Origin of the sequence: Pseudomonas sp. SJZ074 (assembly GCF_007828215.1) — a bacterium.
Taxonomy (GTDB): domain Bacteria; phylum Pseudomonadota; class Gammaproteobacteria; order Pseudomonadales; family Pseudomonadaceae; genus Aquipseudomonas.
Map to the genome: position 1 here is coordinate 84057 of NZ_VIUE01000006.1, position 13216 is coordinate 97272.

The window sequence follows — 13216 nt, forward strand, 5'->3', positions numbered from 1 at the left end:
GTTGCTATGTTCTTTTGGGCGTTGTAGTGGTCAAAAGGCCGGCGACATACTGAAGGGAGTTTCACATGGCAAGTCCAATTCTACCTGGCTTGGGTCTCGGCTCCGGCCTGGATACAACAGCCATCGTCAAAGTCCTCGTGGACTCTGACAAGGCGGCCAAGCAAGGCCAGATTACTCGCGCGACGACGGCCAACACCAACAGCATTTCCGGGGTAGGCACCCTGAAGTCCCTGCTGGCATCCTTCAAGGCCGCCATGACGTCTCTGTCCAGCACAACCACGCCGCAATTTGCCGGTTTTGCTGCGACATCTTCCGCAACCAGCTATGTTACCGCCACTGCCAGCAATACGGCTGTCGCCGGCAACTACACCGTCAAAGTCGATAACATCGCCACGTCGTCCAAGGTCACCAGCGCGGCTTTCGCCGACGGTACCACCAGTGCCATTCCCACTGGCACGTTGACCATCGCGCAGAACGGGGTCAACTACAATCTCAATGTGGCAAGCGGGGCTACCCTGCAATCGGTTCGCGACTCGATCAACGCCGATACATCGCTGAAGACCGCGGGCATCAGCGCCAACATCGTGACCGACTCTTTCGGTTCGCGCCTGGTGCTGGGTTCAAGCACGACCGGTGCGGGCTCCGATATTTCGGTCAGCGGTATTGCCGGGCTGGAGATCGACGGGACCAATGTCGTGGGGGCGGGCGGTGCTGCCTTGACGGCGACTTCGGCCGGAGCCATCGGTGCCATCGCGACCGATGCCAAGTTCTCCATTGACGGCATGGCGCTGACCAGCAAGAGCAACACAGTCGACAAGGCAATTTCGGGATTGACCTTGAACCTGGTTGCCGGTGGAACGAATGCCACTTCAACCGTGACCGTCGCGCCCAATAACGACGGTCTGAAAGCTTCGATCCAGAAATTCGTCGACGCCTATAACGCAATCGCGACCAACATCACTGCGCTGACCAAGCCGTCGCTCGACGCTGATGGCAACCCTACCGTTGCGGCAAAAATGACCGGCGACGCTCTGCCTCGTTCTATCCTGGCAACGATTCGGGGTCCGTTGTCTGAAACCGGGGCAGGTGACAAGCTTACGGTACTGGCCCAGTTGGGTATCACCACCAATCAGACGACCGGTGCCTTGGACTTCAACACCACCAAGTTCAACACGGCGATGAACGACAAGAAGCTCAGTGGTGAAGTCCAGACGATGTTTACCGGCACCAATGGTTTGCTGGAGCGCATGACCAATGCCATCGACCCCTATACGAAGACCGGCGGGATCCTTGATCAGCGGACCACGGCGCTGAACAAGACCCAGACCCGCTTGACGAACGATCAGGCCGCGCTTGACCGCCGGGTAGAAACCCTGACCGCCGTATTGACCAAGAAGTACAACGACATGGATGCCTTGGTGGGCAAGCTGAAAGCCACCGCCAGCAATATTACCTCCATGTTTGAGGCCATCTCGGCGCAGCAGAAGAACAGCTGATTCCGAGTGACACAAGAAAGCCCGGTTGCGTCCATGACGCTCCGGGCTTTCGGCTTTTTCGACCTAAAGTTTTTTGACGCGGCGTCGATAAACTGTTTATACGAACCGAAGATTTTTTGATGAGGTAGAACATGAATCCGATGTTAGCCCTTCGCCAATACCAGAAAATTGGCGCCCAGGCGCAAACCTCTGAAGCAAGTCCCCATCGTCTGGTACAAATGTTGATGGAAGGCGGGCTGGATCGTATCGCCCAGGCAAGGGGCGCGATGGAGCGCAAGGACATCGCCAACAAGGGTATTCTGATCAGCAAGGCCATCGGCATCATTGGTGGCCTGCGCGAGGGGCTGGACATGGAGAACCAGGCGGAGTCGGTGGCCGAGCTGGATAACCTGTATGCCTACATGATCAAGCGTTTGACCGATGCGAATATCCAGACCGACCCGAAGATCCTTGACGAAGTCGCCGGTCTGCTGCGCACGGTCAAAGAAGGCTGGGATGGCATCGCCGCGCCTGGTCCGCAATTCTAAGGAGTACTCCCCATGAGTCTTGTCTTGCAGCGAATAGAACAAACCCGTGATGCGTTGGTCGATGCCCTGGCAGAGCGTAACTGGGAGGCGATCGGTCAATTGGACATGACGTGCCGTTCCTGCATGGAAGACGTCCTGAGGGAGTCAGAGCTGGACGAGGCGGCGTTGCGCAATAATCTTGAGGAGCTGCTGGGGGTCTACAAGCAGTTGCTGGAAGCGGCGACTGGGGAGCGCCAGGCGATAGTCGACGAGATGTCGCAAGTCCATCAAGCGCAAAACGCCGCAAAGGTATACCATCTGTTCGGTTAATGCTCAGTTAATCCGAACAAAGTGCGCCATAAATTTGACTGTGCACCGTTTTTTGACTTAACTAGTAGCTGTTTACAGATTTCAGGCGTCTACAGGCATGACAAGTCTGCAAGCGTCTAGCTTGCCCCCTAATTTCGGGCACTGAGTTGACTAGGGAAGTTGCTATTGCATGTGGCGTGAAACCAAAATTCTCCTGATCGATGACGACAGCGTCCGCCGCCGTGACCTGGCGGTGATTTTAAATTTTCTTGGCGAAGAAAATTTACCTTGCGGAAGCCATGACTGGCAGCAGGCTGTCGGCTCGCTGGCTTCCAGTCGTGAAGTCATTTGTGTCCTTATCGGGACCGTAAATGCCCCCGCAACTCTTTTGGGCTTGCTAAAGACACTCTCAACCTGGGATGAGTTCCTTCCGGTTTTGTTAATGGGCGAAAATTCTTCCCTTGACTTGCCTGAAGACCAGCGTCGCCGAGTGCTTTCCACGCTCGAAATGCCGCCCAGCTACAGCAAATTGCTCGATTCGCTGCATCGCGCCCAGGTTTACCGCGAGATGTACGATCAGGCCCGTGAGCGCGGCAGGCATCGCGAACCCAACCTTTTCCGTAGCCTCGTCGGCACCAGCCGGGCGATCCAGCACGTACGCCAGATGATGCAGCAGGTCGCCGATACGGACGCCAGTGTGCTGATCCTGGGTGAGTCGGGCACCGGCAAGGAAGTGGTTGCGCGCAACCTGCACTATCACTCCAAGCGTCGCGAAGCGCCATTCGTGCCGGTGAACTGCGGTGCGATTCCGGCCGAGTTGCTGGAAAGCGAGCTGTTCGGCCATGAGAAGGGCGCCTTTACCGGCGCGATCACCAGCCGGGCCGGGCGTTTCGAGCTGGCCAACGGTGGCACGCTGTTTCTTGACGAAATCGGTGACATGCCGTTGCCGATGCAGGTCAAGCTGCTGCGGGTCCTGCAGGAACGTACCTTCGAACGCGTGGGCAGCAACAAGACCCAGAGCGTCGACGTGCGGATCATCGCCGCGACCCACAAGAACCTCGAGAGCATGATCGAGGTCGGCAGTTTCCGCGAAGACCTCTACTACCGCCTCAACGTGTTCCCGATCGAGATGGCTCCGCTGCGTGAGCGCGTCGAGGACATTCCGCTGCTGATGAACGAGCTGATTTCGCGCATGGAGCACGAAAAGCGCGGTTCGATCCGCTTCAATTCGGCGGCGATCATGTCCCTGTGCCGTCATGGCTGGCCGGGCAACGTCCGTGAATTGGCCAACCTGGTGGAGCGCATGGCGATCATGCACCCCTATGGTGTGATCGGTGTGGCTGAACTGCCGAAGAAATTCCGCTACGTCGACGACGAAGACGAGCAAATGGTCGATACCCTGCGTAGCGATCTGGAAGAGCGCGTGGCGATCAACGGCCACACACCGGACTTCACCAGCAGTGCCTTGCTGCCGCCGGAAGGCCTTGATCTCAAGGATTACCTGGGTGGCCTGGAGCAGGGTCTTATCCAGCAGGCCCTGGACGACGCCAACGGTATCGTGGCTCGCGCAGCGGAACGCCTGCGCATCCGTCGCACCACCCTGGTGGAGAAGATGCGCAAGTACGGTATGAGTCGTCGTGAAGGCGATGAACAGGCGGATGATTGACGCCTGTCTCATGACCGCCTGATTTTTTGTGGCGAGGGGATAAATTCCCTCGCCACAAAGTCCCCCGCGACAGCTCGATTCATGTTTACCACCTTCCGGCACGGCTATTGCTAAAGCTCTCTCAACAGATCGTTTAACTGACGGTCAGCCAAGCGAGAGAGTTCGATGAGCCAAGCCGCCCACGTCCAGATGTCTCCTGTCCCTGAGTCGGGGCTCATGCCGTCCGCCGAGAAGGCAAGTCGCCCTGGGCTCGAGCAGGCGTTTTCGCTGTTCAACCAGATGTCCAGCCAGTTGACCGATTCCTACAGCCTGCTCGAAGCCCGGGTCACTGAGCTCAAGGGCGAGCTGGCGGTGGTCAGCGCTCAGCGCATGCAGGAGTTGGCGGAAAAAGAGCGCTTGGCCAACCGGCTACAGAACCTGCTCGACCTGTTGCCTGGTGGCGTCATTGTCATCGACGCCCATGGTTTCGTTCGCGAAGCCAACCCGGCGGCCTGCGAGCTGCTCGGGTTGCCGCTCGAGGGCGAGCTGTGGCGACACGTCATTGCGCGTTGCTTCGCCCCCCGTGAGGACGACGGTCATGAAGTGTCTCTCAAGGACGGCAGGCGCCTGTCTATCTCGACGCGTTCGCTGGACGCCGAACCCGGCCAGTTGGTGCTGCTCAACGACCTGACTGAAACCCGTCACCTGCAAGACCAGTTGGCCCGCCATGAACGCCTGTCGTCCCTGGGACGCATGGTGGCATCCCTGGCTCACCAGATCCGCACGCCGCTGTCCGCCGCGTTGCTGTACGCCAGTCACTTGACCGAGCAACAGTTGCCAATGGAAACCCAGCAGCGTTTCGCCGGGCGTCTGAAAGAGCGCCTGCATGAGCTCGAGCATCAAGTGCGGGACATGCTGGTGTTCGCCCGTGGCGAGCTGCCATTGACTGACCGGGTCACCCCGAAAGCCCTGTTGCAATCCCTGCAGGCCGCGGCATTGACTCATGTGCAGGGTCTGCCAATCCGTTGGCAGTGCGACAGCCATGCCGGGGAAGTCCTCTGCAACCGCGACACCTTGGTGGGGGCGGTGTTGAACCTCATCGAGAATGCCATCCAGGCCAGTGGCGAAGATGTGCGACTGAAGGTTCACCTGTATAGCCGAGACAACACCTTGCGCCTGTGTGTCAGCGACAATGGCGGCGGGATCGAGCCGGCAGTGCTGGCGCGTCTCGGCGAGCCGTTCTTTACCACCAAGACTACCGGGACCGGGCTCGGCCTGACCGTGGTCAAGGCTGTGGCCCGCGCTCATCAGGGAGAATTGCAACTGCGTTCAAGGCTGGGGCGTGGCACCTGTGCAATGGTGTTCCTGCCGCTGTTTTCCGGCGCGCCGGAGGTGGAGTGAAGTCGATGGCGATCAAGGTGTTGCTGGTTGAGGATGACCGGGCCCTGCGCGAAGCGTTGGCCGATACACTGGTGTTGGCCGGGCACGATTACACGGCGGTCGGTTCGGCGGAGGATGCACTGCTGGCCGTGGGCCAGGAAACCTTCAGCCTGGTGGTCAGCGATGTGAACATGCCCGGCATGGACGGCCATCAATTGCTGGGGCTGTTGCGTGCGCGCCAACCGCAGTTGCCGGTCTTGCTGATGACGGCCCATGGGGCGGTCGAGCGAGCGGTGGACGCCATGCGCCAGGGCGCTGCGGATTACCTGGTCAAGCCGTTCGAGCCCAAGGCGCTGCTCGATCTGGTGGCCCGCCATGCACTGGGCGTTCCTGCGGTCGAGGGGGAGGGGCCGGTGGCGCTCGAACCGGCCAGCGCCCAATTGCTCGAATTGGCCGCACGGGTGGCGCGCAGCGATTCCACGGTGTTGATTTCCGGTGAATCGGGCACCGGCAAGGAAGTGCTGGCGCGCTACATCCACCAGCAATCCCGTCGCGCCAATGAACCGTTCATTGCCATCAACTGCGCGGCGATTCCCGACAACATGCTCGAGGCGACGCTGTTCGGTCACGAAAAAGGCTCGTTTACCGGTGCCATTGCGGCCCAGGCGGGTAAGTTCGAGCAGGCCGACGGCGGCACCATCCTGCTCGATGAAATTTCCGAAATGCCCTTGGGCCTGCAAGCCAAGTTGTTGCGGGTCTTGCAGGAACGGGAAGTGGAGCGGGTGGGCGGGCGCAAGCCCATCAGCCTGGATATTCGCGTGGTGGCGACCACCAACCGGGATCTGGCCGGCGAGGTGGCGGCAGGCCGTTTTCGCGAGGACCTTTACTACCGCCTGTCGGTATTCCCTCTCGCCTGGCGTCCATTACGTGAGCGCACTGCCGATATCCTGCCACTGGCCGAGCGTCTGCTGGCCCGGCACGTCAATAAAATGAAGCATGCGGCGGCAAGGCTGTCGCCCGAGGCGAAGGCCTGTCTGATTGCCTATCCCTGGCCCGGAAACGTGCGGGAGCTGGATAACGCCATTCAGCGTGCATTGATCCTGCAGCAGGGTGGTTTGATCCAGCCGGAGGACTTCTGCCTGGCGGGCCCCGTGGCCTGCGCGCCACTGCCGACGCTGGTGCCGGTCCCGCCGAGGGTCGAGGTGGAAAGCGAGTCGGCCGGCGGGCTGGAAGACGACCTGCGTCGACGCGAATTCCAGATGATCATCGACACCCTGCGCGCCGAGCGCGGCCGTCGCAAGGAGGCGGCCGAACGCCTGGGTATCAGCCCGCGCACCCTGCGCTACAAGCTGGCACAGATGCGTGACGCGGGGATGGATGTCGAGGCGTATCTGTTCGCCAGTTGAGTTGTTTGAACCGGAAATCCTTGTGGGGGCGGGCTTGTTCGCGAAAGCGGCCTGTCAGTCGATATTGCGTCGTCTGAACCCCCGCCTTCGCGAGCAAGCCCGCTCCCACAAGAATCCGTGTGTGCATTTGTTTAACGTCGCCATGGAGCTGGCACCCTTGTTGCTAACACCTGTGTACCCATCGAGTAAGCGTCAAAAAAACGCGGGCCGCCAGAGAGAATAGACCATGAGCCAAGGTATTGAATTTAATCGGTTGATGCTGGACATGCGGGCCATGCAGATGGACGCCATGTCGCAGCCAAAATCGGTCGCGGTCCCCCAGGTGGGCGGCAGCAGTTTTTCCGACATGCTTGGCCAGGCCGTCAATAAAGTGAACGATACCCAGCAGGCGTCGAACCAATTAGCCAGTGCCTTTGAAATTGGCAAAAGTGGTGTCGACCTGACCGACGTAATGATTTCTTCGCAGAAAGCCACTGTCTCGTTCCAGGCGCTGACCCAGGTTCGCAACAAACTGGTCCAGGCCTATCAAGACATCATGCAGATGCCGGTCTAAGGAAACTATTGAGTCATGGCAGAAGCAGCCGTAGATAACGTTCCGGCCAAGGCCACCCCACCAGACGGCAAACCGCCGCTGTTCGGGTTGTCATTCCTGGAAAATCTCTCCGAGATGACCATGTTGCGTCAGGTGGGGCTGTTGGTCGGCCTGGCTGCCAGCGTGGCGATTGGTTTCGCCGTGGTGCTGTGGTCCCAGCAGCCAGACTACCGTCCCCTCTACGGCAGCCTGGCGGGTATGGACGCCAAGCAGGTCATGGAAACCCTGGCTTCCGCCGACATTCCCTATACCGTCGAACCGAATTCCGGCGCCTTGCTGGTCAAGGCCGACGACGTGGCCCGTGCGCGGCTGAAGCTGGCCGCCGCCGGCGTGACGCCGACCGATGGCAACATCGGTTTCGAAATCCTCGACAAGGACCAGGGCCTGGGTACCAGCCAGTTCATGGAAGCGACCCGTTATCGTCGCGGCCTGGAAGGCGAGCTGGCACGTACCATCTCCAGCCTGAATAACGTCAAGGGCGCCCGTGTGCACCTGGCGATTCCGAAAAGCTCGGTGTTCGTGCGCGACGAGCGCAAGCCAAGCGCGTCGGTCCTGGTTGAACTGTATCCGGGCCGCGCCCTGGAGCCAGGCCAGGTCGTTGCCATCGTCAATCTGGTGGCGACCAGCGTCCCCGAGTTGAGCAAGTCCCAGATCACCGTGGTCGACCAGAAAGGCACCTTGCTGTCCGATCAGGCGGAAAATTCCGAATTGACCATGGCCGGCAAGCAGTTCGATTACAGCCGCCGCATGGAAGGCATGCTGACCCAGCGTGTGCACAACATCCTGCAACCGATCCTGGGCAACGACCGCTACAAGGCCGAAGTTTCGGCAGACGTGGATTTCAGCGCGGTCGAGTCGACCTCCGAGCAGTTCAACCCCGATCAACCGGCGTTGCGCAGTGAGCAATCGGTGAACGAGCAGCGCACCGCCAGCAACGGCCCGCAAGGCGTGCCCGGCGCCCTGAGCAATCAGCCGCCGTCGCCGGCCAGCGCGCCGCAAACCACCGGGGGCGCTGCGGGCACCGCCGGCATGGTACAGCCAGGCCAGCCGCTGGTGGACGCCAACGGCCAGCAGATCATGGACCCGGCCACCGGCCAACCGATGCTGGCGCCATACCCGGCCGACAAGCGTCAACAATCGACCAAGAACTTCGAACTCGACCGCTCCATCAGCCACACCAAGCAGCAGCAGGGCCGCTTGACGCGCCTGTCGGTTGCGGTGGTGGTGGATGATCAGGTCAAGGTCAACCCGGCCAATGGTGAAACCAGCCGTGCGCCATGGAGCGCCGACGAATTGGCGCGCTTCACTCGCCTGGTCCAGGATGCCGTGGGTTTCGACGCCAGCCGTGGCGACAGCGTCAGCGTGATCAACGTGCCGTTCTCCTCGGAGCGTGGTGAAGTCATCGCCGATATTCCGTTTTATTCGCAACCCTGGTTCTGGGATGTGGTCAAGCAGGTATTGGGCGTAGTGTTCATCCTGGTGCTGGTATTCGGTGTGCTGCGTCCGGTGCTCAACAACATTACCAATGGTGGCAAGAACAAGCAGTTGGCTGGCTTGGGCGATGTAGAGCTGGGCGGCATGGGCGGCCTGGATGGCGAATTGGCTAACGATCGCGTCAGCCTCGGCGGGCCGCAGAGCATTCTGCTGCCAAGCCCGAGCGAAGGCTATGACGCTCAGTTGAACGCCATCAAGAGTCTGGTGGCAGAAGATCCGGGTCGTGTGGCCCAGGTCGTGAAAGAGTGGATCAACGCAGATGAGTGATAATCGAGCCGCTGTTGCCAAATTGTCCCGGGTAGACAAAGCCGCGATTCTGCTGCTGTCCCTGGGCTCGACCGACGCTGCCCAGGTGCTGCGCCACATGGGACCCAAGGAGGTCCAGCGTGTGGGCGTGGCCATGGCCCAGATGGGGAATGTGCACCGCGAACAGGTCGAGCAGGTGATGAGCGAGTTCGTCGACATCGTTGGCGATCAGACCAGCCTGGGCGTGGGTTCCGATGATTACGTGCGCAAGATGCTTACGCAGGCTCTGGGCGAGGACAAGGCCAATGGCCTGATCGACCGGATCCTGTTAGGTGGCAATACCAGCGGCCTGGACAGCCTCAAGTGGATGGAGCCGCGGGCGGTAGCCGACGTGATCCGTTACGAGCACCCGCAGATCCAGGCAATCGTAGTGGCTTACCTCGACCCGGACCAGGCCGGTGAAGTGCTGGGCAACTTCGACCACAAGGCGCGCTTGGACATCATCTTGCGAGTGTCTTCGCTCAACACCGTGCAGCCGGCGGCCCTGAAAGAATTGAACCAGATTCTCGAGAAGCAGTTCTCGGGCAACTCCAATGCCTCGCGCACCACCCTGGGTGGTATCAAGCGCGCGGCGGACATCATGAACTTCCTCGACAGTTCGATCGAAGGTCAACTCATGGATTCGATCCGTGAGTTCGACGAAGACCTGTCCGGTCAGATCGAAGACCTCATGTTCGTGTTCAACAACCTGGCCGATGTCGACGACCGTGGCATTCAAGCCCTGTTGCGCGAAGTGTCCTCCGACGTGCTGGTCCTGGCTCTCAAGGGCTCGGACGAAGGCGTCAAGGAAAAGATCTTCAAGAACATGTCCAAACGGGCGGCCGAACTGTTGCGCGACGACCTCGAGGCCAAGGGCCCGGTACGTGTCAGCGACGTGGAAACCGCGCAGAAGGAAATCCTCACCATCGCCCGCCGCATGGCCGAAGCCGGAGAGATCGTGCTCGGTGGCAAGGGCGGCGAAGAGATGATCTAAGGTCGTTATGTCTGCCAAGAGTGATGATTCACCCAGCGACCTGATCCGCGCCCGGGACGTCGGTGGTTTCGACGTCTGGTCGTTGCCCAGCTTCGATCCCCACGTGCCCGAGCCTGAGCCGGAACCGGTGGAAGAACTGCCGGAGATGGAAGAGGTGCCGCTGGAGGAAGTCCAGCCACTGACCCTCGAGGAAGTCGAGGGCATTCGTCAGGAAGCCTATAACGAAGGCTTTGCCATCGGCGAAAAGGAAGGCTTCCACAGCACCTCGCTCAAGGTTCGTCAGGAAGCCGACGTGGCGCTGACGGCCAAGCTGCGAGCGCTGGAGTCGCTGATGCTCAACCTGTTCGATCCCATCGCCGAGCAGGACACCCAGATTGAAAAGTCCCTCGTGGGGCTGGTGCAACACATCGCCAGGCAGGTTATCCAGCGTGAGCTGGCCATCGATTCGAGTCAGATCGAACACGTCATGCGCGAGGCCCTGAAGCTTTTGCCGTTGGGCGTGGGCAACGTGCGGCTGTACATCAATCCTCAGGATTTCGAGCTGGTCAAAGCCTTGCGCGAGCGCCATGAGGAAACCTGGCGCATCGTCGAAGACGAAGCCCTGTTGCCGGGCGGTTGCCGCGTGGAAACAGAGCACAGCCGCATTGATGCGACCGTCGAAACCCGCATCAGCCAGATCATGGCCAAGCTCTTCGACCAACTGCACGAACAGGCCCTTCACCCGGCCGCTGCCGACCTGAGCCTGGAGTTGCCGGACGAACCTCCGGCCGTTTCGCCCATCGACCCGGACGGTGCCGAGTTGATTGCTGCTGAGCCGGACGGCCGCGATGCGTCTTGAGCGCACCAGTTTCGGCAAGCGCCTGGGCAGCTACGCCGAGGCCACCGAGCTGGCCGGCCAGCCGATTCTCGAAGGGCGCCTGTTGCGCATGGTCGGCCTGACCCTCGAAGCCGAGGGCCTGCGCGCCGCCATGGGCAGTCGCTGCCTGGTGATCAACGACGACAGTTATCACCCGGTACAGGTCGAGGCCGAGGTCATGGGCTTCGCCGGCAGCAAGGTATTCCTGATGCCGGTGGGCAGTGTGGCCGGGATTGCCCCCGGCGCGCGGGTGGTCCCCCTGGCCGATACCGGTCGCTTGCCCATGGGCATGAGCATGCTCGGCCGAGTGCTGGACGGGGCCGGTCGGGCCTTGGACGGCAAGGGCGGGATGAAGGCCGAAGACTGGGTGCCGATGGATGGTCCGACCATCAACCCCCTCAAGCGCGACCCCATCAGCGTACCGCTGGATGTGGGCATTCGTTGCATCAACGGTTTGTTGACGGTCGGGCGCGGTCAGCGGCTGGGCCTGTTCGCCGGTACCGGTGTGGGCAAGAGTGTGCTGTTGGGCATGATGACCCGCTTCACCGAAGCCGACATCATTGTGGTGGGGCTGATTGGCGAACGGGGTCGTGAGGTGAAAGAGTTCATCGAGCACATCCTCGGTGAAGAAGGCCTCAAGCGTTCTGTCGTGGTGGCATCGCCAGCGGATGACGCACCCTTGATGCGCCTGCGGGCCGCCATGTATTGCACCCGCATTGCCGAATATTTCCGCGACAAGGGCAAGAATGTCCTGCTGCTGATGGATTCGCTGACCCGGTTTGCCCAGGCCCAGCGGGAAATCGCCCTGGCCATCGGTGAGCCGCCGGCAACCAAGGGCTATCCGCCTTCCGTGTTCGCCAAGCTGCCGAAGCTGGTGGAGCGCGCCGGCAACGCCGAGAAGGGAGGTGGTTCGATCACCGCGTTCTATACCGTGCTGTCCGAAGGCGACGACCAGCAGGACCCTATCGCCGACTCGGCGCGAGGCGTGCTCGACGGCCACATCGTGTTGTCCCGGCGCCTGGCTGAAGAAGGCCATTACCCGGCCATCGACATCGAGGCGTCCATCAGTCGGGTCATGCCATCGGTCATCAGTGCCGAGCACATGAAGCGTGCCCAGCAGTTCAAGCAATACTGGTCGCGCTACCAGCAAAGCCGCGACCTGATCAGCGTGGGCGCCTATGTGCCCGGTGGCGATCGTGAAACCGATACCGCGATCAATCTCTATCCGGCGATGGCCGTGTACCTGCGCCAAAGCCTGAACGACAACATCGGCATGGGCGCGAGCGAAGCGCACCTGCAAACCATCTTCGCCCCGGTCGCCGGCGGGTAATCGGCCATGGCCACGAGTCGCGCGGCGCGCCTGGCGCCGGTGGTGGACATGGCCGAAAAGGCCGAAAAAACCGCTGTCCAGCGGCTGGCCTATTTCCAGGGGCAGGTGGCCGTCGCTGAAAGCAAGTTGGCAGACCTCGAGAATTTCCGCCTCGAATACCAGGAACAATGGATCGCTCGCGGCAGCCATGGCGTCTCCGGCCAGTGGCTGTTGGGTTATCAAGGCTTCCTGGCGCAGTTGGGTACCGCCATCGACCAGCAGCGCCAAAGCCTGGTCTGGCATCAGAACAACCTGGAGAAGGCACGCCAGAGCTGGCAAGAAGCCTTTGCCCGGGTAGAGGGGCTGCGCAAGCTGGTGCAACGCTACATCGATGAGGCGAGGCAACTGGAAGACAAGCGCGAGCAGAAATTGTTGGATGAGTTATCCCAGCGCCTGCCACGCCAGGATTCGTATTGATCATGAAGTCGAGATTTTATCGGTTGGATGGGCCAAAACCTTGCTCAGTCCTTTACCAGATGCTAAACCTTGTACACGTATGTCCATGACAGGGAAGCCAACTATGTCAGTCGTTACCGAAGTATCCGATGATGGGAAGAAGCTGACGATTTCGATCAAGGGTCGATTCGATTTCGGACGGCATCAGGAGTTTCGCGAGTCCTACGAAAAGCTCAACCGCAAGCCTGAAACCTACGTCGTGGACCTGAAGGACACAACCTACCTCGACAGCTCCGCGCTGGGCATGCTGCTCTTGCTCCGTGATCATGCCGGCGGCGAAGACGCTGACGTGAATGTCACCAACTGCGGCGCGGATGTACGCAAGATTCTCGCGATATCCAATTTCGACAAGCTGTTCGATATCGACGGCCCGAAAGACGACAAGTCGGAGAAAGACAAACCGCAGCCAGGACATGCCCATCAGGACA

At 60.5% G+C, this 13216-nt stretch carries 12 protein-coding genes and 1 pseudogene; all 13 read left to right on the plus strand.

Translation table 11 applies throughout. The annotated features are described in order from the left end of the window. Window positions 1-65 precede the first annotated feature (65 nt). On the plus strand, window positions 66-1496 hold the full coding sequence (gene fliD, locus FBX99_RS09835) for a flagellar filament capping protein FliD (RefSeq protein ID WP_144928268.1): 1431 nt from the start codon (window positions 66-68) through the stop codon (window positions 1494-1496). A gap of 131 nt (window positions 1497-1627) precedes the next feature. Further along, entirely contained in the window at window positions 1628-2023 is a 396-nt protein-coding gene (gene fliS, locus FBX99_RS09840) for a flagellar export chaperone FliS (protein WP_144928266.1), read from the plus strand. A 12-nt stretch (window positions 2024-2035) separates the two neighbouring features. After that, window positions 2036-2332 (plus strand): flagellar protein FliT, encoded by a 297-nt coding sequence (locus FBX99_RS09845; protein WP_144928264.1) that lies wholly within the window; start codon window positions 2036-2038, stop codon window positions 2330-2332. Window positions 2333-2501: 169 nt separating this feature from the next. Beyond that, window positions 2502-3977, plus strand: coding sequence for a sigma-54 dependent transcriptional regulator (locus tag FBX99_RS09850; protein ID WP_047701651.1), 1476 nt, complete (start codon window positions 2502-2504; stop codon window positions 3975-3977). A 189-nt stretch (window positions 3978-4166) separates the two neighbouring features. Continuing rightward, entirely contained in the window at window positions 4167-5357 is a 1191-nt protein-coding gene (locus FBX99_RS09855) for a PAS domain-containing sensor histidine kinase (RefSeq protein ID WP_178111894.1), read from the plus strand. A 5-nt stretch (window positions 5358-5362) separates the two neighbouring features. Then, the gene (locus tag FBX99_RS09860; RefSeq protein WP_144928259.1) at window positions 5363-6742 is read left to right on the plus strand and encodes a sigma-54 dependent transcriptional regulator; all 1380 of its coding nucleotides are present in this window, start codon (window positions 5363-5365) and stop codon (window positions 6740-6742) included. A 226-nt stretch (window positions 6743-6968) separates the two neighbouring features. Then, entirely contained in the window at window positions 6969-7295 is a 327-nt protein-coding gene (gene fliE, locus FBX99_RS09865) for a flagellar hook-basal body complex protein FliE (protein ID WP_041020343.1), read from the plus strand. Between the two features lie 15 nt (window positions 7296-7310). After that, window positions 7311-9095 carry a flagellar basal-body MS-ring/collar protein FliF gene (fliF, locus tag FBX99_RS09870; RefSeq protein WP_145131367.1) on the plus strand — a complete coding sequence of 595 codons (1785 nt, stop codon included), beginning with the start codon at window positions 7311-7313 and terminating at the stop codon, window positions 9093-9095. Then, entirely contained in the window at window positions 9088-10107 is a 1020-nt protein-coding gene (fliG, locus tag FBX99_RS09875; RefSeq protein WP_053154943.1) for a flagellar motor switch protein FliG, read from the plus strand. The genes fliF and fliG overlap by 8 nt, the downstream gene beginning before the upstream one ends. 7 nt (window positions 10108-10114) lie before the next feature. Then, window positions 10115-10945 (plus strand): flagellar assembly protein FliH, encoded by an 831-nt coding sequence (fliH, locus tag FBX99_RS09880; RefSeq protein WP_144928255.1) that lies wholly within the window; start codon window positions 10115-10117, stop codon window positions 10943-10945. After that, window positions 10935-12293, plus strand: coding sequence for a flagellar protein export ATPase FliI (gene fliI / locus FBX99_RS09885; protein WP_144928253.1), 1359 nt, complete (start codon window positions 10935-10937; stop codon window positions 12291-12293). Before fliH ends, fliI begins: the two co-directional genes overlap by 11 nt. 6 nt (window positions 12294-12299) lie before the next feature. Further along, window positions 12300-12749 (plus strand): flagellar export protein FliJ, encoded by a 450-nt coding sequence (gene fliJ / locus FBX99_RS09890; protein ID WP_144928251.1) that lies wholly within the window; start codon window positions 12300-12302, stop codon window positions 12747-12749. Between the two features lie 103 nt (window positions 12750-12852). Continuing rightward, a pseudogene (locus FBX99_RS09895) lies at window positions 12853-13152 on the plus strand (STAS domain-containing protein); the annotation flags it as partial. Window positions 13153-13216: the final 64 nt, after the last annotated feature.